The 24,319-nt window shown below is 62.0% G+C and carries 6 protein-coding genes; 2 read left to right on the top strand and 4 right to left on the bottom strand.

Annotation, left to right across the window (positions count from 1 at the left end; genetic code table 11):
* Positions 1-36: 36 nt before the first annotated feature.
* Genes A8O26_RS07350 through A8O26_RS07340 form a run of 3 tightly spaced genes read right to left on the bottom strand, consistent with a single transcriptional unit; the run spans position 37 to position 4,937 of the window.
* Positions 37-1,404, bottom strand: coding sequence for an HlyD family type I secretion periplasmic adaptor subunit (locus tag A8O26_RS07350; protein ID WP_034151794.1), 1,368 nt, complete (start codon positions 1,402-1,404; stop codon positions 37-39).
* On the bottom strand, positions 1,394-3,550 hold the full coding sequence (locus tag A8O26_RS07345) for a type I secretion system permease/ATPase (RefSeq protein WP_064117411.1): 2,157 nt from the start codon (positions 3,548-3,550) through the stop codon (positions 1,394-1,396). Before A8O26_RS07345 ends, A8O26_RS07350 begins: the two co-directional genes overlap by 11 nt.
* Positions 3,551-3,584: 34 nt before the next feature.
* Complete coding sequence (locus tag A8O26_RS07340) at positions 3,585-4,937, bottom strand: TolC family outer membrane protein (RefSeq protein WP_064117410.1); 1,353 nt, start codon at positions 4,935-4,937, stop codon at positions 3,585-3,587.
* Between the two features lie 358 nt (positions 4,938-5,295).
* On the opposite strand from A8O26_RS07340, the gene A8O26_RS07335 reads away from it, so the two are divergent.
* Positions 5,296-21,534, top strand: coding sequence for a LapA family giant adhesin (locus A8O26_RS07335; protein WP_064117409.1), 16,239 nt, complete (start codon positions 5,296-5,298; stop codon positions 21,532-21,534).
* A 148-nt stretch (positions 21,535-21,682) separates the two neighbouring features.
* The gene (locus A8O26_RS07330; protein WP_007918987.1) at positions 21,683-22,021 is read left to right on the top strand and encodes a hypothetical protein; all 339 of its coding nucleotides are present in this window, start codon (positions 21,683-21,685) and stop codon (positions 22,019-22,021) included.
* A 337-nt stretch (positions 22,022-22,358) separates the two neighbouring features.
* On the opposite strand, the gene lapD is transcribed toward A8O26_RS07330, so the two are convergent.
* A complete protein-coding gene (lapD, locus tag A8O26_RS07325; protein ID WP_064117408.1) occupies positions 22,359-24,305 on the bottom strand; it encodes a cyclic di-GMP receptor LapD in 1,947 nt (648 codons plus the stop codon).
* Positions 24,306-24,319: the final 14 nt, after the last annotated feature.

Raw genomic sequence — 24,319 nt, 5'->3', positions numbered from 1 at the left:
CCTGCTCGCGAAGAGGCAGGAAGCCGCGCTGAAGATCTAGCGCTCGTGCAACGCCTCGGCCCGCGCGCGGATGATCGGCTTGAGCAGATAACTCAACACCGACTTCTTGCCGGTAATGATGTCCACCGACGCGACCATCCCCGGGATGATCAGCAATGGCTTCTCGTCCGTGCCGAGGTGGCTGCGCTCAGTGCGCACCTTGATGATGTAGTACGTGGTTTTCTTGTCTTCGTCAGTGATGGTGTCGGCACCGATCTGCTCAAGCTTGGCTTTGAGCCCGCCGTAGATGGTGTAGTCGTACGCGGTGAATTTGACGATCGCTTCCTGCCCCGGATGCAGGAAGGCAATGTCCTGCGGACGGATCTTCGCTTCGACCAGCAAGGTGTCGTCCAGTGGGACGATTTCGACCATGTCGCTGCCCGGCTGAATAACGCCGCCGATGGTGTTAACCAGCAGTTTGTTGACGATGCCGCGCACCGGCGATGTCACCAGCGTGCGGCTAACGCGGTCCTCCAGCGCCTTGCCGGTCGCGCTGGCCTTGTTCAGGTCGGTGCGCGCCTCATTCAGTTGGGTCAGCGCTTCGCTGCGGAATTTGCCGCGCGTCTCGTCGATCTTGCGCTGCACTTCCTTGATCGCCGATTCGGCACGCGGAATCGCCAGCGTCGTCGCATCCAGCTGACCGCGGGTTTCCACCTCGGCACGCTTGAGACGCAAGACTTCCACCGGGGACACCGCACCCTGCGCGACCAGCGGCTCGGACATGTTGATTTCCTGACGCTGCAAGCCGAGTTGCTGACGGTATTGCGCTTGCTTGGAGCCGAACTCACGCAACTCTTGCTGACGCTGGATCAACTGCTCCTGCAAACCGCCAATCTCGTCGTGCAGTTGCTGACGGCGACTGATGTACAGCGACTCCTCGCTCTTGGCCTGCCCCGGCACGGCTTTGAGCACGTCCTCGGGGAAATTCAGCGGACGGTCATCGACCTCGGCGCTCAGGCGTTCTACGCGCAGCAGCATCGACAGGCGATCGGCTTCGGTTTCGCCGACGTTGGAGGCAAATCGCGTGTCGTCGAGGCGAATCAGCGGTGCGCCGGCTTCGACGATCTGGCCTTCCTTGACGAACAGCTCGGAGATGATCCCGCCCTCAAGGTTCTGGATTTTCTGGATCTTCGACGACGGAATCGCCTTGCCGTCGCCCTTGGTCACTTCGTCGATCACGGCGAAGTTGGCCCACAGCAGCAGGAAGATGAAGAAGCCTATGATCGCCCAGATGGTCAGGCGCACGACGCGCGGGGCGTCTTCGATCAGCGCCTTGTTGACCTCCGGCAGCGGCTGGCCCTGCAACGATGCCGAGCCTTTGAAGTAGCGACGGATCGAATCCTTGAAACCCGACTTAAGCAACACTGATCTGCCCCTTCTTCAACGCTTCCATCACGGCGGCTTTCGGGCCATCGGCGAGAATTTGTCCACGGTCGATCACCAGCAGACGATCGACCAGCGACAACAGCGACGCCCGGTGCGTCACCAGCACCACGGTCTTGTTTTCAATCACCGCCGCGAGGCGTTGCTTGAGGCGTTCTTCACCGGTGTTGTCCATCGCACTGGTCGGCTCGTCCATCAACAGGATCGGCGGGTTGAGCAACAAGGCCCGGGCCAGCGCGACGTTCTGCCGTTGGCCGCCGGAGAGGTTCTGCCCGCGCTCGCCGACTTGCAGTTCATAGCCTTGTGGATGCAGACGGGCGAACTCGTGGACGCCGGCCAGTTCGGCGGCTTGCAGGACGAGTTCGTCTTCTACATAACGCGCGCCGGAGACCAGGTTGTCACGCAGGGTGCCGGCCAGCAGCTGGATGTCTTGCGGCACGTAGCCAATGTTGTAGCGCAGTTCGCTGACGTCGATCTGGCGGATATCCACACCGTCGACCAGCAACGCGCCGTCGTCCGGCTGATACAGGCCGACCAGCAGTTTCGCCAGCGAACTCTTGCCCGAGCCGCTGCGGCCGATGATGCCGATCTTCTCGCCGGGACGGATCACCAGATTGATGTTCTTCAACGCCGGGTTCTGTTGCTCCGGGTAGGTGAAGCTGAGCTGACGGCACTCGATCGCACCTTGCAGGACCTTGCGGCTCAGCGGGCGCTCTTCGAAGTTGCGCTCTTGCGGCAGCTCCATCATCTGGTCGACCGACGTCATGGTCACCCGCGCTTGCTGATAACGGGTCAGCAGACCCGACAGCGAGGCCAACGGGCTGAGTGCGCGGCCACTGAGCATGTAGCAGGCAATCAGACCGCCCATGCTCAGGTTGCCGGCGATGATCTGGTAGACGCCGAAGACAATCATGATCACCCCGGCCAGTTGCTGGATCAGCAAGGTGATGTTCATCGCCAGGCCGGAGAGCATTTTCACCCGCAGTTCGAGGCGGCTGAGGGTGCCGATGGTCTGTTCCCACTGGTACTGGCGTTCGCTTTCGGCGTTGTTGACCTTGACCGCGTCGAGGCCGGCGAGGGTTTCGATCAGGCTCGACTGGCGCTCGGCGCCGAGGGCCATGGTGCGCTCCATTGTCGCCACCAGCGGCTTCTGCAAGGCGTAGCCAATCAGCAGGGCAATCGGGAACGCTAGCACCGGGATCCACACCAGATGCCCGCCGAGAATGGCGATAACGATGAAGATCAGAATGGTGAACGGCAGGTCGATCAGGCTGGTCAGCGTCAGCGAGGCGAGGAAGTCGCGCAGGCTCTGAAACTCATGGATGTTCTGCGCAAAGCTGCCGACCCGCGCCGGGCGGTACTTCATGGCCATGCCGACGATGCGTTCGAACAGCGTGGCGGAGATGATCAGGTCGGTTTTCTTCCCGGCCAAGTCCAGGCACAGGGCGCGCAGACTTTTGAGTACCAAGTCGAAGATGTAGGCGCCGGTGATGCCCAGCGCCAGCACCCACAGGGTTGCTTCGGCCTGGTTCGGCACGACGCGGTCGTAGACGTTCATCACGAACAGCGGCGCGGCCATGGCGATGATGTTGATCAGGAAACTCGCGGCGATCGCATCTGCATAGAGCCAGCGCGAACGTTTGAGGGTGTCGCGGAACCACGAGCGTGCGCGCGGAATCAGCGTGCCGTGGTTGACGTCGAATTTGTGTTGCGGCTGGGCGAAGAAGACTTTGCCGGTGTAATCGTCGGCAAGCAGTTCGCGGCTGACGGTGGACTCGCCGCCGTCGGTTTCGCTGAGCAACACCCGCGCGTCGTGGTCACCCTGCCAGCCGAGCAGAACGGCGCTGCGGCCGTCCTTGAGCAGCAACAACGCCGGCATGGCGATCGCCGGAATCTCTTCCAGTTTGCGCTGCAGCACCCGACCTTGCAGGCCGGCGCGAGCCGCCGCGCGGGGCAGCAACTCGACACTCAAGCGTTGTTTGGGCAGCGGCAGGCCGGTGGTCAGCATCGCCGCGCTGGCGGGTTTCTGATGCAGCATGCAAAGGGCGAGCAGTCCGTCCAGTAAAGGATCGTCGTGCAACGCGCGTGGATCATGACTGAGATGAACTCGACTGACTTCTGATTCCACGCTCGACACTCTTTGACAGTTGAAAAGGGATAACTCAATTCATCCCAGGCAGCTGGACCTTGGGCTTCACGTCGTTCTGCACAACGGATGCCAACGGCGCGACCACTCCCTGGCTTCTGAGCAACTCGCCCATGGTCGCCTTGATTCGGTACTGAGTAAATAACTGAATGTTTTTGATTTCAGCCAGACGCCGCGAAGCAGTGAACAACTCGTTTTCGCTGTCGAGCAAATCCAGCAGCGTACGCTCGCCAAGGCTGAACTGACGCTGGTAGGCAGTGCGCACCGAGGTGCTGTGGTCGACGTACTGCTGCGCGATCGGCACCTGGGCGTTGGCATTGTTCAAGGCGTTCCACGCCAGACCGAGCTCTTCGTTCAACTGACGCAAGGCGTTGTTGCGGATGTCCAGCGCCTGGTTCGACAGGTACGACTTGGATTCCAGATCAGCCTTGTTGCTGCCACCCGAGTAGAGGTTGAAGCGCATGCGCAGCATCGCCTGCCATTCGTTGTTGTGGCCGTTCTGGCCATCAAGATCGTTGTCGGCGGTGCGACCCAACTCAGCGTCGAAACGTGGGTAGAAGGTCGATTTGGCGGTTTCGTATTGCTTCTCGGCCGCGGCGATGTCGGACTCGGCCGAGCGCAGGATCGGGCTGTTTTCCAGCATCTGCGTACGGGCTTCGTTGAGGTTGGCCGGCATCATCGCCATGAACGGCGCTGGGCGCTCGAGCTGGTCAGGCATCTGGCCAACGGCGCTGAGGAAGTTGGTTTCCGAGTCGGCGAGGTTGGTCTGCTCGGTGATCAGGTTGTTGCGGGCCTGGGCCATCCGCGCTTCGGCCTGATCGAGGTCGGCACCGCTGCCGACGCCGCGCTGGGTGCGCAACTGGATCTGGTCGTAGATGCGCTGGTGGCTCTTGAGGTTGTCCTCGGCCAGACGCACGAACTCACGACGGGTCAGCACGTCCAGGTAGACCTGGGCGACGGTCAGCGCGGTGCGCTCGGATGTGCCGAGCAACGAGTAGGCGCGGGAGTTGACGGTGGCTTGTTGACGCCCGACTTCGCTGGACGTCGCAAAACCGTCGAAGACCATTTGCGAGAGACGTAAACTTGACTCGCTGCGGTTCAGGGTTTCGTAGTGGTTGCCGCCGGAGTTGGCGCGGGTGGTGACGCTGTCGGTGCCTTCACGGCCATAACCGCCGAGCAGATCGACCTTCGGCAGGTATCCACCTTTCGCCGCTCTTAATTGATAATCCGCGGCCAGACGACTGTTGACCCCTGCCTGGATTTCCGGATGGACATCCAGTGCCTGCTGCATGGCTTCTGGTAAGGATTGTGCTTGTACGAAAGAGGCGGCGAGAGCGAAGGGTACGGCGAAAAGCAGGGGCGAACGCATGATAGGAATTTCCCAGAACTTCTTGTCTTGAATCACAGCAAAACGTGGCGCTGCGTCGGATGATGGCAACCAGATTGACCGTATGTCGGAAAGTTCAAAACAGGAACTGGATCACACGCTAAAGGACAGGTCGCCGCGGAAATATCAATGTGACATTAGTGGGGCGATTGTTTAGGATGGCACCCATAAGGTCAATAGTTTGGCATAAAGTTAATAGCGAAAGAATCTAGCCAAAATATTGACGAATAGACGCGTCAAACTTGTTTCGCAAATTTTTAAAGTACGTCCAGACTGAATCGGCGCCCATGCCATCAGGTCCATGGAAGTCAACTGAACGTGACACCCCGGAGAGTCTTCAATGAGCAGTGTTGTTGCCATCGTCAAAAGCATTGTCGGTCAGGTATTCGTGGTGTCCCCAGAGGGCGTGCGTCGCGTACTCGTTGAAGGCGATCGCCTGTTTGTCGGCGACCAGATCGACACTGGCCTCTCCGGCGCCGTGTCGCTTGAATTGGCCGATGGCCGCACGCTGGACCTGGGCCGCGAAACTCAGTGGAGCGCCAACGCGCCCGACGCCAGCACTGACCTGGCCGAAGCCACCGCGCAGGCTGCGCCGTCGGTAGCAGAACTGCAGCAAGCCATCGCCGCCGGTGTCGATCCGACTACCGCGCTGGATGCCACGGCTGCCGGCCCGAGCGCTGCCGGCACTGGCGGTGCAGCCGGTGGTGGCCACAGTTTCGTGATGCTCGACGCCACCGCTGGCCGCGTTGACCCGACCATTGGCTTCCCGACCGCAGGCATCAACGCTGGCGGTCAAACTGCGCAAAACATCACCGGCGGCCAGACCACCGACACCACCACCAACGCCCTGCGTGAGTCGACCCTGAGCCTCAGCGCCACGCCGACCATCACCGAAGCCGGCGGCGTGCTGGTGTACACCGCGACCCTGACCCAGGCACCGCTGACCGACCTGACCATCACCCTGTCCAACGGCTCGGTGATTGTGATTCCGGCAGGCTCCACCACTGGCACGGTCAATGTGCCGCTGGCGCCGAACGACACCGTTTATAACGACCCGACCCAGATCGACGTGACCGTCACCGGCACCACCGGCGGCAACGGCATCACCGTGACGCCGCCGACCACCCCGGCCACGACGCAAGTCACCGACACCATCGACACCACCACCGTCACTCTGACGGCGGGGCCGAGTGTCACCGAAGGCGGGCAGATCACTTACACCGCAACCCTGACCAACCCGGCACAAACGCCGGTCACCGTCACCCTGTCGAACGGCTCGACCATCACCATCGGTGCCGGCCAGACCACCGGCACGGTCAACGTGCCGACCCCGGCCAACGACGTCTATAACAACGGCAGCACCGTCACCACCACCATTACCGGTGCCAGCGGCGGCAACTTCGAAAACCTGGTGCCGAACCCGACGCCAGCGGTGACCACCATCACCGACTCGGTCGACACCACCAATCTGACCCTGACCGCTACCGGCACAGTGGTCGAAGGTGGCCAGATCACCTACACCGCGACCCTGACCAACCCGGCGCAAACGCCTGTCACCGTCACGTTGTCGAACGGCTCGACCATCACCATTGAAGCCGGCCAGACCACGGGCACCGTCAACGTGCCGACGGCGGCCAACGACGTTTACAACAATGGCGGCACCGTCAGCACCACCATTACCGGCGCCACCGGCGGCAACTTCGAAAGCCTGGTGCCGAACACCACACCAGCCACTACCACGGTGACTGATTCGATCGACACCACTAGTGTGAGCCTCACCGCCACCGGCACCGTCGTCGAAGGTGGCCAGATCACCTACACCGCGACGCTGACCAATGCCGCGCAAACGCCGGTGACGATCACCCTGTCGAACGGCTCGACCATCACCATCGAAGCCGGCAAGACCACGGGCACCGTCAACGTGCCGACGGCGGCCAACGACGTTTACAACAATGGCAGCACCGTCAGCACCACCATCACCGGCGCTAGCGGCGGTAACTTTGAAAACCTGGTGCCGAACACCACGCCAGCGACCACCACCATTACCGATTCGATCGACGACACCAACCTGTCGCTGACGGCCACTGGCACCGTGGCGGAAGGCGGCTCGATCGTTTACACCGCGACCCTGACCAATCCGGCCGGTACACCGGTGACCGTGACCCTGAGCAACGGCTCGGTAATCACCATCGAGGCGGGCAAGACCAGCGGCACCGTGACCGTTCCGGCGCCCGCCGATGACGTCTATAAAGACGCCGGCAAAGTTGAAGTGACGATCAAGGACGCTGTCGGCGGCAACTTCGAGAACCTGGTGCCGAGCACCGTTCCAGCCGTCACCGAAGTGACCGACACCATCGACACTTCGACCGTGAAGCTGACGGCTGACACTTCGGTTGCTGAAGGCGGCACCGTTACTTACACCGCCACCGTGGGCGCGCCGGTGACAGGCTCGCCAGTCGTGGTGACCTTGGCCAACGGTCAGAGCATTACGATTGAAGTCGGCAAAACCACCGGCACTGTGACCACCACCGCGCCGAATGACGCGTTGACCGGCAATGCACCGCTGACCAACTCGATCACTGGCGTTACCGGCGGTAATTACGAAGATCTGGTTGCCGACAAGACTCCGGTTTCGACCAGCGTTACCGATGTTGCCGACACCACCAACCTGTCGCTGAGCGCCACCGGTTCTGTGGCTGAAGGCGGTCAGATCACTTACACCGCGACTCTGACCAACGCCGCAGGTTCGCCTGTCACCGTAACCCTGTCGAACGGTTCGGTGATCACCATCGAAGCTGGCAAAACCACTGGCACCGTGACCGTTGCAGCACCTGCCGATGACGTCTATAAGGACGCCGGCAAAGTCGAAGTGACCATCAAGGACGCCACTGGCGGTAACTTCGAGAACCTCGTTCCGAGCACCGCTCCAGCCGTCACCGATGTAACCGATACCGTCGACACCACTACGGTCAAACTGACCGCCACTGAGTCTGCGGCTGAAGGCGGCACCGTCACCTACACCGCCACAGTTGGCGCTCCGGTGACCGGTTCGCCTGTGGTCGTGACCCTGGCCAATGGTCAGAACATCACCATCGAAGTGGGTAAAACCACAGGCACCGTGACCACCACTGCACCGAATGATGCGTTGACCGGCCACGCGCCGATCACCAACGCGATCACGGGCGTGAGCGGCGGCAATTACGAAGACCTCGTCGCCGATAAAACCCCGGTCAGCACCACGGTCACCGACACCACTGACACCACCGACCTGACGCTGAGCGCGACCGGTACCGTGGCTGAAGGTGGCCAGATCACTTACACCGCGACTCTGACCAACGCGGCTGGCTCGCCAGTCACTGTGACCCTGTCGAACGGTTCGGTGATCACCATCGAAGCCGGTAAAACCACCGGCACCGTGACCGTCGCTGCGCCAGCCGATGACGTCTACAAAGACGCCGGCAAAGTCGAAGTCACCATCAAGGATGCGACTGGCGGCAACTTCGAGAATCTGGTGCCGAGCACCGTTCCAGCCGTTACCGACGTCACTGACACCATTGACACCTCGACGGTCAAACTGACCGCCACCGAGACTGCTGCTGAAGGCGGTACCGTCACTTACACCGCTACCGTGGGTGCGCCGGTCACCGGTTCGCCAGTTGTCGTGACTTTGGCCAATGGCCAGAACATCACCATCGAAGTGGGTAAAACCACCGGCACCGTGACCACCACCGCACCAAACGATGCGCTGAACGGCCACGCGCCGCTGACCAACTCGATCACCGGCGTGACCGGCGGCAATTACGAGAATCTTGTCGCCGACAAGACGCCAGTCAGCACCACTGTGACCGACGTCACCGACACCACAAACCTGACGCTGAGCGCCACCGGCACTGTGGCGGAAGGCGGTTCGATTGTTTACACCGCGACCCTGACCAACCCGGCCGGCACCCCGGTGACCGTGACTCTGAGCAATGGCTCGGTGATCACCATCGAAGCCGGTAAAACCACTGGCACCGTGACCGTCGCTGCGCCTGCCGATGACGTCTACAAAGACGCCGGCAAAGTCGAAGTGACCATCAAGGACGCCACCGGCGGCAACTTCGAGAATCTGGTGCCAAGCACCACGCCAGCCGTGACCGACGTCACTGACACCATCGACACTTCGACGGTGAAACTGACCGCCACCGAGACCGCCGCTGAAGGTGGCACCGTCACCTACACCGCCACCGTCGGCGCGCCAGTCACCGGTTCGCCAGTGGTCGTGACGTTGGCCAACGGCCAGAACATCACCATCGAAGTCGGCAAAACCACCGGCACCGTGACCACCACTGCACCGAACGATGTGCTGGCCGGCCATGCACCGCTGACCAACGCGATCACCAACGTCAGCGGCGGCAATTACGAAAATCTGGTTGCCGACAAAACCCCGGTCAGCACCAGCGTGACCGACACCGTCGACACCACCACCGTTTCGCTGACCGCCACCGGCAACGTCAACGAAGGCGGGCAGATCGTCTACACCGCGACGCTGACCAACCCGGCCGGCACGCCGGTGACCGTGACCCTGAGCAACGGTTCGACCATTACCATCGACGCCGGCAAGACCACCGGCACCGTGACCGTTCCAGCACCTGCCGATGATGTCTACAAAGACGCCGGCAAAGTCGAAGTGACCATCAAGGGCACCGACGGCGGCAATTTCGAAAACCTGGTGGCCAATCCGACGCCAGCGGTGACCAATGTCGCCGACACCATCAACACCACACACCTGACCCTCAGCGCTGAAAGCTATGTGCTCGAAGGCACCTCGATCACGTACACCGCGACCCTGACCAACGCCGCGCAAACGCCAGTGACCGTCAACCTGAGCAACGGCCAGACCATCACCATCGAAGCTGGCAAAACCAGCGGTTCGGTGACCATCGCCGCGCCGAGCGATGACGTTTACAAAGACGTCAGCAAGCTCACCGTGACCATGACCGATGCGACCGGCGGCAACTTCGAGAAGCTCGACGTCAGCAAGACCCCGGTCAGCACCACCGTCAATGACACCATCGACAAAACCACGCTGACCCTCAGCGCCAGCGACACCGTCAGCGAAGGCGGCCAGATCACCTACACCGCGACCCTGAGCAACCCGGCCGGCACCGCCATGACCGTGACCCTGGCCAACGGCGCCGTGATCAACATTGCTGCCGGCGCCACCAGCGGTTCGGTGAACTTCGCCGCGCCTGCGAATACTCCGTACATCGATGGCGGCAAGGTACAGACGGCGATTGCCAGCCACAGCGGCGGTAATTTCGAGCAGGTCGATGCCAACCGTTCGGCGGTGGTGACCACCGTCACCGACACCGTCGACACCACCAATATCAGCCTGAGCGCGACCGGTTCGGTCGCCGAGGGCGGCTCGATCATTTACACCGCGAGCCTGACCAACCCGGCAGGCACGGCCATGTCCGTGACACTGAGCAACGGCGCGGTAATCAACATCGCCAAGGGCGCGACCACCGGCACCGCGACCGTCGCAGCGCCTGCCGATGACGTCTACAAGGACGCCGGCAAAGTCGACGCGAGCATCACCAAGACCACCGGCGGCAACTTCGAGAACCTGGTGGTCGACAAGACTCCAGCGGTCACCGACGTGACCGACACCATCGACAACAGCACTGTTTCGCTGACTGCCACCGCCAGCACCACTGAAGGCGGCGTGGTGGTTTACACCGCCTCCGTGACCGCACCGGTCACCGGTTCGCCAGTCGTGGTGACCCTGTCCAACGGCCAGACCATCACCATCCCGGTCGGCGCCAGCAGCGGCAGCGTCAACTTCACCGCACCGAACGATGCACTGGCCGGCGGCAACACGCTGAGCGTGAAAATCGACGGCACCAGCGGCGGCAACTACGAAAATCTCGTGGCCGATAAAACCCCGGCCGTGACCTCGGTGACCGACACCGTCGACACCACCAACCTGTCGCTGAGCGCGACCGGCACCGTGGCTGAAGGTGGTTCGATTGTTTACACCGCAACCCTGACCAACCCGGCTGGCACGCCAGTTACCGTGACCTTGTCGAACGGTTCGGTGATCACCATCGAAGCGGGCAAGACCACGGGTTCCGTGACCGTTGCAGCCCCGGCCGATGACGTCTACAAGGACGCCGGCAAAGTCGAAGTCACGATCAAGGACGCCACGGGCGGCAACTTCGAAAACCTGGTGCCAAGCACCACGCCAGCCGTTACCGATGTGACGGACACCATCGACACCTCGACCGTGAAACTGACGGCCGACACCACCGTCGCTGAAGGTGGCACTGTCACTTACACCGCCACGGTTGGCGCGCCGGTCACCGGTTCGCCAGTTGTGGTGACCCTGGCCAATGGGCAGAGCATCACTATCGAAGTCGGCAAAACCACCGGCACCGTGACCACCATCGCGCCAAACGACGCGCTGACCGGTCAGGCGTCGCTGGGCAACTCGATCACTGGCGTCAGCGGCGGCAACTACGAGAACCTCGTGGCCGACAAGACTCCGGTGTCGACCACAGTTACTGACACCGTCGACACCACCGATCTGTCGCTCAGCGCCACCCCTTCGGTCGCCGAGGGCGGTTCGATCATCTACACCGCGACGCTGACCAATCCGGCCGGCAGTCCGGTGACTGTGACCCTGAGCAACGGCTCGGTGATCACCATCGAAGCCGGTAAAACCACCGGCACCGTGACCGTCGCTGCGCCTGCCGATGACGTCTATAAAGACGCTGGCAAAGTCGAAGTGACGATCAAGGACGCTACCGGCGGCAACTTCGAGAACCTGGTGCCAAGCACCGTTCCGGCCGTGACCGAAGTCACCGATACCATCGACACCTCGACCGTGAAACTGACCACCACCGAGTCCGCTGCTGAAGGTGGCACCGTCACCTACACCGCGACTGTCGGTGCACCAGTGACCGGCTCACCTGTCGTCGTGACCCTGGCCAACGGCCAGAACATCACCATCGAAGTGGGCAAAACAACCGGCACCGTGACCACCACCGCACCGAACGATGCGTTGACCGGTCACACTCCGCTGACCAACGCAATCACTGACGTGAGCGGCGGTAACTACGAGAATCTGGTGGCCGACAAAACGCCGGTCAGCACCACTGTGACCGACACCGTCGATACAACCGATCTGACACTGACTGCGACCGGTACCGTGGCCGAGGGCGGCTCGATCGTTTACACCGCGACGCTGACCAACCCGGCTGGCACCCCGGTCACCGTGACCCTGTCGAACGGTTCGGTGATCACCATCGAAGCGGGCAAGACCACTGGCACCGTGACTGTTGCTGCGCCAGCCGATGACGTCTACAAGGACGCCGGCAAAGTCGAAGTCACGATCAAAGATGCGACTGGCGGCAACTTCGAGAATCTGGTGCCAAGCATCACGCCTGCGGTCACCGACGTTACCGACACCATCGACACCTCGACAGTCAAACTGACCGCAACCGAATCCGCTGCCGAAGGTGGCACCGTCACCTACACCGCGACTGTTGGCGCGCCTGTCACCGGTTCGCCTGTCGTCGTGACATTGGCCAATGGTCAGAACATCACCATCGAAGTGGGTAAAACCACCGGCACCGTGACCACCACCGCGCCGAACGACGCGTTGACCGGACACGCACCGCTGACCAACTCGATCACCGGCGTTAGCGGTGGCAACTACGAAAACCTCGTGGCCGACAAAACCCCGGTCAGCACCACCGTGACCGACACCACCGACACCACCAATCTGTCGCTGACCGCGACGGGCACTGTGGACGAAGGCGGCCAGATCACCTACACCGCCACCTTGACCAACGCGGCTGGCTCGCCAGTGACCGTGACCCTGTCGAACGGTGCCGTGATCACCATCGACGCCGGTAAAACCACCGGCACTGTCACCGTCGACGCACCGAAAGATGACGTCTACAAAGACGCCGGCACCGTCGAAGCGACCATCAAGGGCGCGACCGGTGGCGACTTCGAAAACCTCGTTACCAGCACTGCCCCGGCCGTCACCACCGTCAACGACACCATCGACACCTCCACCGTGTCGCTGACCGCCACGGCGAACGTCGCCGAAGGCGAAACCGTGGTCTACACCGCAACCGTGACTGCGCCAGTGACCGGCTCGCCGGTAGTCGTGGCCCTGTCCAACGGCCAGACCATCACCATTGCGGTCGGTGAAACCACCGGCTCGGTGAACTTCGTTGCGCCGAACAGCCCGTTGGCCGGTGGCAGCTCGCTGAGCGTGACCATCGACGGCGCCACCGGCGGTAACTACGAAAAACTCGCGGTCGACGGCAAATCTGCCGACACTGCGGTTTCGGACACCACCGACACCACCAACCTGAACCTCACGGCAACCGATTCGGTGGCTGAAGGCGGTTCGATCGTTTACACCGCGACGCTGACCAACCCGGCCGGCACCCCGGTGACCGTGACCCTGTCGAACGGTTCGGTGATCACTATCGAGGCCGGTAAAACCACCGGCAGCGTGACCGTTGCGGCGCCAGCCGATGACGTCTACAAAGACGCCGGCAAAGTCGAAGTGACGATCAAGGATGCAACCGGCGGCAACTTCGAGAACCTGGTGCCAAGCACCGTGCCAGCCGTGACCAACGTCACCGACACCATCGACACCACCACCGTCAAACTCACCGCGACCGAGTCAGCGGCTGAAGGCGGCACCGTCACTTACACTGCGACCGTGGGCGCGCCAGTCACTGGTTCGCCTGTGGTTGTGACCCTGGCTAACGGTCAGACCATCACCATTGCTGTTGGCCAGACCACCGGCACCGCGACCACCACCGCGCCAAACGATGCATTGACCGGTCATGCGCCGATCACCAATGCGATCACTGAAGTGAGCGGTGGTAACTACGAAAACCTGGTGGCCGACAAGACTCCGGTTTCGACCAATATCACTGATACCGTCGACACCACCAACCTGACGCTGTCCGCAACTGGCACCGTCGCCGAAGGTGGCTCGATTGTTTACACCGCGACGCTGACCAACGCGGCGGGCTCGCCAGTCACCGTGACCCTGTCGAACGGCGCCGTGATCACCATTGAGGCCGGTAAAACCACTGGCACCGTCACCGTCGCAGCGCCAGCCGATGACGTCTACAAAGACGCCGGCAAAGTCGAAGTGACCATCAAGGATGCTACCGGCGGGGACTTCGAGAACCTCGTTCCGAGCACCACGCCAGCGGTAACCAATGTCACCGATACCATCGACACCACCACCGTCAAACTGACCGCGACCGAGTCTGCCGCTGAAGGTGGCACTGTCACCTACACCGCCACGGTTGGCGCGCCGGTGACCGGTTCGCCGGTTGTGGTGACCCTGGCTAACGGTCAGACCATCACCATCGGTGTTGGCCAGACCACCGGCACCGCGACTACCGCCGCACCGAACGACGCGCTGACCGGTCATGCGCCATTGACCAATGCGATCACTGAGGTGAGCGGCGGCAACTACGAAAATCTGGTGGCCGACAAGACGCCGGTTTCGACCAATGTCACCGACACCGTCGACACCACTAACCTGTCGCTGAGCGCCACGGGTTCTGTGGCCGAGGGCGGTTCGATTGTTTACACCGCGACCTTGACCAACGCCGCTGGCTCGCCAGTCACCGTGACCCTGTCGAACGGTGCCGTGATCACCATCGAAGCCGGTAAAACCACGGGCACCGTGTCTGTTCCAGCGCCAGCCGATGACGTCTATAAAGATGCCGGCACCGTGCAGGCGACGATCAGCACCGCCACCGGTGGCAACTTCGAAAACCTGGTGCCGAGCACTGTACCGGCCGTGACCCAAGTCACCGACACCATCGACACCTCGACCGTCAAACTGACGGCTGATACCTCCGTGGCTGAGGGCGGCACCGTCACCTATACCGCCACTGTCGGCGCGCCAGTGACCGGTTCGCCGGTCGTGGTGACCTTGGCCAACGGTCAGAACATCACCATCGAAGTCGGCAAAACCACCGGCAGCGTGACCTTCACCGCACCGAACGATGCGCTGACCGGCCACGCGCCTGTGACCAACTCGATCACCGGCGTCACTGGCGGCAACTACGAAAACCTCGTGGCCGACAAGACACCGGTTTCGACCAATGTCACTGATACCGTCGACACCACCAACCTGACGCTGTCCGCAACTGGCACCGTCGCCGAAGGTGGCCAGATCACCTACACCGCGACCCTGACCAACGCTGCCGGTTCGCCAGTCACCGTGACCCTGAGCAATGGCTCGGTGATCACCATCGAAGCCGGTAAAACAACCGGCACCGTGACCGTCGCTGCGCCAGCCGATGACGTCTACAAAGACGCCGGAAAAGTCGAAGTGACCATCAAGGATGCCACGGGCGGCAACTTCGAGAACCTCGTTCCGAGCACCACGCCTGCGGTCACCGACGTCACTGACACTATCGATACCTCGACGGTCAAACTGACCGCCGACACATCGGCTGCTGAAGGCGGCACGGTTACCTACACCGCCACTGTCGGCGCGCCTGTAACGGGCTCGCCAGTTGTGGTGACCCTGGCCAATGGTCAGAACATCACCATCGAAGTCGGCAAAACCACCGGTACCGTGACCACCACCGCGCCAAACGATGCGCTGACCGGTCATGCACCGATCAGCAACGCGATCACCGGCGTGACGGGCGGCAACTACGAAAATCTGGTGGCTGACAAAACCCCGGTTGCGACCACCGTCACTGACACGGTCGACACCACCAACCTGTCGCTGTCCGCGACCGGTTCCGTGGCCGAGGGCGGTTCGATCATCTACACCGCGACACTGACCAACGCTGCTGGCTCGCCGGTGACCGTGACCCTGTCGAACGGCGCTGTGATCACCATCGAAGCGGGTAAAACCACGGGCACCGTGTCTGTTCCAGCGCCAGCCGATGACGTCTACAAAGACGCCGGCAAAGTCGAAGCGACTATTTCCACCGCCACCGGTGGCAATTTCGAGAACCTGGTACCGAGCACCGTGCCGGCAGTGACCAACGTCACTGACACCATCGACACGACCACCGTGAAACTGACGGCCACCCCGACGGCGGCCGAAGGTGGCAACGTCGTTTACACCGCCACTGTTGGTGCTCCGGTCACCGGTTCCCCAGTCACCGTGACGCTGGCCAACGGTCAGACCATCACCATCGGCGTCGGCCAGACTACCGGCACCGCAACCACCATCGCACCGAACGATGCGTTGACTGGCCACGCCCCGCTGACCAACTCGATCACCAACGTCAGCGGCGGCAACTACGAAAACCTCGTGGCCGACAAGACGCCGGTCAGCACCAATGTGACCGACACTGTCGACACCACCAACCTGTCGCTGAGCGCTACCGGTTCGGTTGCTGAAGGCGGCTCGATCGTCTACACCGCAACCCTGACCAACGCCGCTGGCTCGCCAGTGACCGTAACCCTGTCGAACGGCGCCGTGATCACTATCGACGCCGGCAAAACCACGGGCACCGTCACCGTTCCAGCGCCAGCCGACGACGTCTATAAAGACGCCGGAACCGTGCAGGCCACGATCAGCAACGCCACTGGTGGCAACTTCGAAAACCTGGTGCCGAGCACGACGCCGGCTATCACCAGCGTCACCGACACCATCGACACCACCACCGTGAAGTTGACGGCAACGGCCACCGCGGCAGAGGGCGGCAACGTCGTCTACACCGCAACTGTCGGTGCTCCTGTGACCGGCTCGCCTGTCGTGGTCACCCTGTCGAACGGTCAGACCATCACCATCGGTGTTGGACAAACCACCGGCACCGCGACCACCACTGCGCCTAACGACGCATTGACCGGTCACGCGCCGCTGACCAACGCGATCACTAACGTGACAGGCGGTAACTACGAGAACCTCGTGGCCGACAAGACGCCGGTTTCGACCACCGTCACCGACACCATCGACACCACCAACCTGTCGCTGTCTGCGACCGGCACCGTGGCCGAAGGCGGCTCGATCGTTTACACCGCGACATTGACCAACGCCGCCGGCTCGCCAGTGACCGTGACCCTGAGCAACGGCTCAGTGATCACCATCGACGCCGGCAAAACCAGCGGCACCGTGACCGTTCCAGCGCCAGCTGACGACGTTTACAAAGACGCCGGCAACGTTCAGGCAACGATCAAAACCGCGACCGGTGGAAGCTTCGAAAACCTCGTCACCAGCACAACTCCGGCTGTGACCAGTGTCACCGACACCATCGACACCACCACCGTGAAACTGACGGCGACTGGCACTGCAGCAGAAGGCGGCAACGTCATCTACACCGCCACTGTCGGTGCAGCTGTGACCGGCGCGCCGGTTGTCGTGACCCTGGCCAACGGTCAGACCATCACCATCGACATCGGCAAAACCAGCGGCACGGTCACCACCACCGCGCCGAACGATGCGTTGACTGGGCACGCACCGCTGACCAACTCGATTACCAACGTGACGGGCGGCAACTACGAAAATCTGGTGGCCGACAAGACTCCGGTCAACACCACCGTGACCGACACCGTCGACACCACCAACCTGACGCTGTCCGCGACCGGCACCGTGGCCGAAGGTGGCCAGATCACTTACACCGCGACCCTGAGCAACGCCGCTGGCTCGCCAGTCACCGTGACGCTGAGCAACGGCTCGGTGATCACCATCGACGCCGGCAAAACCACTGGCACCGTGACCGTTGCGGCGCCGGCCGACGACGTCTACAAAGACGCCGGCACCGTGCAAGCCACCATCAGCAACGCAACGGGTGGCAGCTTCGAAAACCTGGTGACCAACACCACGCCAGCCGTGACCAACGTCACTGACACCATCGACACCACCACCGTCAGCATCACGGGCAGCAGCTCGGTGACCGAAGGCCAGACCGCCAGCTACACGGTCAGCCTGAACCACCCGGCACAAACCGAAGTGACCCTGAAAATCGTCTACAGCGGTACCGCCGCCGACGGTTCGGACTTCACCGGCGTGTACACCGTGAAGATCCCGGCAGGTGCGAGCAGCGCGCAGTTCAACGTCGCCACCATCGATGACAAGATCACCGAGGGCACCGAGAACTTCGTGGTCAAGATCGATTCGGCCACCGGCGGCAACTTCGAGAACCTTGCGGTCAGCAGCACCAATGGCAGCGTCAGCACCTCGATCATCGACAACGACGCACCGCCGGTCATCGACCTGGATGCCAACAACTCCAGCGGCGCCACCGGTGCCGACTACAAGGTGACGTTCACCGAAAACACCCCGGGCGCGGGCGTGTCGATTGCCGACACCGATATCAAGATCACCGACCCGGACAGCACCATGCTCACCGGCGCCACCGTTGTGCTGACCAACCGTCAGGACGGCGATGCGCTGAACCTCGGCAACAGCGTCAACGGCATCACGATCAATGCCAACAGCACCAACGGCACCGTGACCCTGACCTTGTCGGGCAACGCGACGCTGGCCGATTACATGCAGGCGATCAAGAACATCAGCTTCACCAACAGCAGTGAAGACCCGAGCACCGTGCCGCGCATCATCACCGTGACGGTGACCGACGGCGGCAACTACTCCAACACCGCGACCACCACGGTCAACGTGGTGGCGGTCAACGACGCTCCGGTTGCAGCGCCGGTCAACGTCACCGGCACTGAAGACACGCCGCTGATCCTCGGCTGGTCGACCTTCGGTGTCAGCGATGTCGACAGCCCGGCCAGCAGCCTCGGAGTGAAAATCACCCAGCTGCCGGGCGAAGGCAAACTGCAGTATCTGGACGGTTCGACCTGGAAAGACGTTGCCAACAACCAGACCTTCAGCAAAGCCGATATCGACGCGGGCAAGCTGCGCTTCCTGCCGGACACCAACGAATCGGGTGTGAACGGTTACGGCGGCACTGGCCTGGGCAACAACCAGGCCGACTACGCCCAGATCAAATTCCAGCCAACCGACGGCCAACTGCTGGGCAACACCGGCACTGTGAAGATCGACATCACACCGGTGGCGGATGCGCCGACCGTGAGCGTCGCCGACAACAGCGTGAAGTCCACCGGGCTGGTCAAAGAAGTCTGGACCGGTCTGGCCGGCCTTGGCACCAACGGCAACGGTGCGGATTCGACCACGTTGAAAACCGTCATCGACGGCGCCGGCACACCGAACACCAGCACTAACGTGAACAACGTACAGTCTGACGGCAGCGTGACCGCCGGTACGGCGTCGAAGACTTCCGGTCTGATTTATCTGGAAGCCGGCAAGACCTACACCTTCAGTGGTGTCGGCGATGACAGCCTGTTGGTGACCATTGGCGGTAAAAACGTCGCCGCGACCACGTGGGGCGTGGGCGGCAACCTCAACGGTTCGTTCACCCCGACCACCAGCGGTTACTACACCCTGGACATCTACCACCACAACCAGAGCGGCCCGGGCAGCTACGACGTCAACCTGTCGGTCAACGGCAGCACGCCGATCGACCTGAGCAGCACTGGCGTGCCGATCTACACCGGCGTGCAAGACCTGATCAATTCGGGCGTGACCGTTTCCGATCTGCACGGCAGCGGCGGCGAAGGCTATTACGACGGCTACAAACTCAACACCGGCGCCGAAGGCACCACGGTGAAACTGTCGGCCATCACCACTGCCCTGACCGACACCGACGGTTCGGAAACCCTCAGCGTGAAGATCAGCGGTGCACCGGTCGGCTCGGTGCTCAGCGATGGCGCGGGTCATACCTTCACCGTCACCGCCACTGGCGGCGACGCCAACATCACCGGCTGGAACCTCGGCAGCCTGACCGTGACCCCGCCGCCGTACTACAACGGCCAGTTCAACCTGACCGTGACTTCGACCTCCACCGAAATGGTCGGCGGTTCGGCCAGCAGCACCGCGACCATTCCGGTCACCGTGGTGCCGGCGGTCTACAACGCGGTCGTGGCGACCTCGGGCGACGACACTGTCACCGGCACCGATGGCAACGACATCATCGTCGCCGACATCGGTGGTCTGACCGTGGTCCCGGGCACCAACTACAACATCGCGTTCATGGTCGACAGCTCCGGCAGTATGAGCAGCTCGTCGATCAACGCAGCCAAGGACTCGCTGACGTCGGTGTTCAACACCCTCAAGCAGAGCCTGGGCGGCAGCAACTCGGGCACGGTGAACATCTTCCTGGTGGACTTCGATACCCAGGTCAACAAGTCGGTGTCGGTGAACCTCAACGATCCGAACGCGCTGACGCAGCTCAAAGCGGTGCTGGACTCGATGAGTTCCGGCGGCGGCACCAACTACGAGGACGTGTTCAAAACCACGGCCAACTGGTTCCAGAGTGCCGACGCTGTGGCCAACACCGGGGCGAAGAACCTCACGTACTTCATCACCGACGGCCAGCCGACCTACTACCAGAGCGGCGAGCAGACCAACCCGACGCTGTACGGCAGCGTGAAGTTCGACAGCGTGGTGACCACCAGCAACTACAAGCTGGGCGACACCTTCAGCACCTATATCGACAACACGCATTACCTGAGCATCAACGCCAGCGGAATTGCCCAGTTGCAGACCTACACGGCACGTTACGGCTGGAGCACCACCAATCTGGGCACCGTTCACGCGCAGGGCGACGGCACTTACGAGCTATCGAGCCTGGCGGGCAGCGGCAGCAGCACCACCTCGACCACCACCGACAACTCGACCAGCAGTTTCGCGTTGCTGAGTGGGCTGTCGAACGTCGAAGCCATCGGCCTGAACAGCGGCGTCAGCCTCAACGATCTGAAGCCGTACGATTCGGATAAAACGCCGCAGACCAACATCGATCCGAAGGATCTGGCCAACTCGATCATCGGCCACACTGAAGCGACGCTGCCGGGCAACGACACCGTCAGCGGTGGCGACGGCAATGACATCCTGTTCGGCGATCTGGTCAGCTTCAACGGCATTGCCGGTGAGGGTTATCAGGCGATGCAGGCGTTCGTCGCGCAGCAAACAGGCGTTGACGTCAGCAAAGTCACCACCAGCAACGTGCACCAGTACATCACCGAGCACTATCAGGCGTTCGATGTCTCCGGCGCGCATGACGGTAATGACACGCTTCTGGGCGGCGCGGGCAATGACATCCTGTTCGGCTCGGGCGGCAATGACCTGCTCGATGGCGGCAAAGGCAATGACATCCTGCTCGGCGGTACCGGCAACGACACGCTGATCGGCGGTCAGGGCAACGACATCCTCATCGGCGGTTCGGGTGCCGACACCTTCGTCTGGAAGGCGGGCGACACCGGCAACGACGTGATCAAGGACTTCAAGGCCGCCGACGGTGACCGTATCGATCTGCGCGATTTGCTGCAGGGCGAGACCGGCAGCACCATCGACAACTTCCTGAAGATCACCACGGTCGATGGCACGTCGTCGCTGCAAGTCAGCTCGGCGGGCAAGTTCAACTCCGGCGACGCCGCTGCGGCCACCCCGGATGTGACGATCAAACTGGAAGGCAACAACTGGTCGAGCGCCAATATTCATAACCTGATTGCCGGCAGCGACCCGACCATCAAAGTCGACCACAACAACAGCTGATACGTGAACAAAACGGCCGCCCCAATGGGGCGGCCGTCACGTTTGTGCTGACCGGACCGGTGACGATCGCGTCGCCGCACCGCATACTCGCGCACAGTTGGCTATGCTGCTGACAGCATGACGCTGGTTCATTTCTGAGGGATGCTCAATGTTTTACGTGCAACGCGATGCGCAAGGTCTGTTGATTCGCGTGGAAGCCGCGGCCTACGCCGAGGCCACGGAAACGCTGCCGGCCGACAGCCATGAAATCCAGGCCTGGTTCGCCAACGAAGTGGTGGAAACCAGCCTGAAACAGCTCAAGCAGAGCGACTTCGAAATGATTCGGGTACTCGACGACCTGATTCAGGTGCTGACCCAAAAAGGCGTGATCCGCGTCACCGACCTGCCACCGGCGGCTCAGGCCAAACTGATGGACCGCACCCAGGCGCGTGAGGCGCTGGGCGGGTTGAGTCAGTTGATCGATGAGGATGAGGGCGGGTTGATCTGATTTCTTCGGATCAAAGGCCTACCCTCACCCCAGCCCTCTCCCCGAGGGAGAGGGGGCCGACCGAGGTGTCTGGCGTTATACATCGACCTGAAAAACCGGGTCGATTATGAATTCAAAACAAATCGCTCACGTCGGCGTACCTCCCGAATATCCCCCAATCAGTCCCTTGAGGGAGAGGGGCCGACCGAAGTGTCTGGCGATATACATCGACCTGAGAGATCGGGTTGGTTATGGATTCAGCGGAGCTCTTTCACGTCGGCGTATTGCGTCAATATCCCACGGTCAGTCCCCTCTCCCTCCGGGAGAGGGCTAGGGTGAGGGTTGCTTTGGTGATGACTCACCGCCAAGGCTTGGGCTCGCCAAACAACTGCCCCTGAACCCCATACAACCCCATCTCGCGAATCACCGACAGCTCGCCTTCCGTCTCGACCCGCTCGGCAATCAGCGGCAGATCAATGCTGTGCGCCGCACGCTGGATCGCTTCGATGAACAAACGCTTGTCGCCCTCCTGATCAATCGCACGAATGTAGCTGCCATCGATCTTCAAGTACGCCAGCCCGAGTCGCGCCAGGTTGCCGATCATGCTGAAACGCCCACCAAAGCGCTGCAGGCTCAGGGAGAAGCCGAGTTCACGCAGGCGCCGGGTCAACTGCTCCAGCACCGCTTGCTCCGGCAGCTGTTCCTCACCGATCTCAAGGGTCAGGCGCGAGCCCAGGTTGGAATGCGCACGCAGGATCTCGAAGACTTTATTCAGCGCCTGCGGATCGGCCAATGTCGCCGAGGACAGGTTCAGCGCCAGCGAATCCTCATGCTCTTTCATCTGCTCGAGCACGCGCTCGAGCATCAGTCGATCCAGGCGCGCGGTCCAGCCGAAGCGCTCCAGCCACGGCAGGAAACGCCCGGCCGGAATGGTCTGGCCCTGATCATCGAGCAGGCGCGAGAGCACTTTGTAATGCAGCACCAGTTGCGTGTCGTCGGTAGCCACCACCGGCTGGAAGAACAGCTCGAAGCGCCGCTGATTCAGCGCCTGATCGAGCAGTCGATGCCAGGCATGGTGATCGTCGCCAACGTCTGCGGTCAGGCTCTGATCGAGACAAGCCCAATTCTGTTCGCCCTGCCCTTCAGCCTGCGCCAGCGCCTGATCGCCCAGCGTCAGCACCGCTTGCGGAGAGTCGCCGTGAGCGAACGGCGCAACACCAATCGAAGCCACCGCCGCCACATCCGTCGCGCCCGTGGCGTGCAGACTGCTCAGCGCACTGTCGAGGTTTTGCGCCAGTTGCAACGCCTCTTCACGCACCAGCCCCGGCGCGAGTACGGCGAATTCACCGCCACGAATACGCGTGACGAGGTTTTGCGTTTCCGGGTACTTGGCGCATTCGCGCGACAGTTGTTCGCCGACCGCTTTCAACAATTCATCGGTGCGCTGGCCACCGAGACGCTGGTTGAGCCCGGCCAGATCCTTGACCCGCAACAGCAGCAGATAACCGGAACTGGCCTGCTCCGCATTGCTCACCCGGTTGTTCAACTGCATCTCGAAATAGCGTCGATTCGCAAGCCCCGTAAGGTTGTCCTGATAGGACTCGGTGCGCAGTTTTTCGCTGCGTTCGGCCTGCTCCTGAAACAGCGCCTTGAGCTTCTCGACCATCTGGTTCATCGCCTGCACCACGCGGCGCAGCTCAGGCGTACGCGGTAACTCCGGCAGGCTGAGAAACTCGCGGCGGGCGATGGCGTGGGATTGCTGGACCATGTAGTCCAGCGGCTTCAGTTGGCGCCGCAGCAGCAGCGCACCGAGCACCGCACTCGCCGCACCGCAGATCAACAGCCAGCCAAGGCTGCCCAACGCGCTCTGCCACAACTTGGCCACGGCAAACATCGGATGGCTGACCACCTCGACCCGCGCCGCCTGCTCCCAGCCACGGCTGACCAGCGCATCACCGCCGGCAGGCTCCAGACCGATCAGTTTGACGAACCAGTCCGGCACATTAGTGACGGCCGGAATGCCATTGCGCTCGACGATGGTCTGGTCAGTCTTCAGATCGACCACGCGGATGCTCGCGTAATAACCGCTGTCGAAAATCGAACTGACCAGCAACTCGACCATCGCCGGGTCGTCGATATTCGGCGTCAGCGACAACGCCAGCGCTGTCGCGGCGTCCTGCGCGTGGGAACGCAACTGGTTGACGTACTGGGTACGCGAGCTTTCCAGACTGACCATGAAGCTGCCGGTGAAGGCGACCACCAGGAACAGACAGATAGCGATCAACAGCTGTTTGAACAAAGACATCTGAGCGCGTGCTC

Source organism: Pseudomonas fluorescens, from assembly GCF_001648775.1.
Lineage (GTDB): Bacteria > Pseudomonadota > Gammaproteobacteria > Pseudomonadales > Pseudomonadaceae > Aquipseudomonas > Aquipseudomonas fluorescens_M.
The sequence above is the reverse complement of the archived record's forward strand: the minus strand, read 5'-3'. Positions and strand labels throughout refer to the sequence as shown.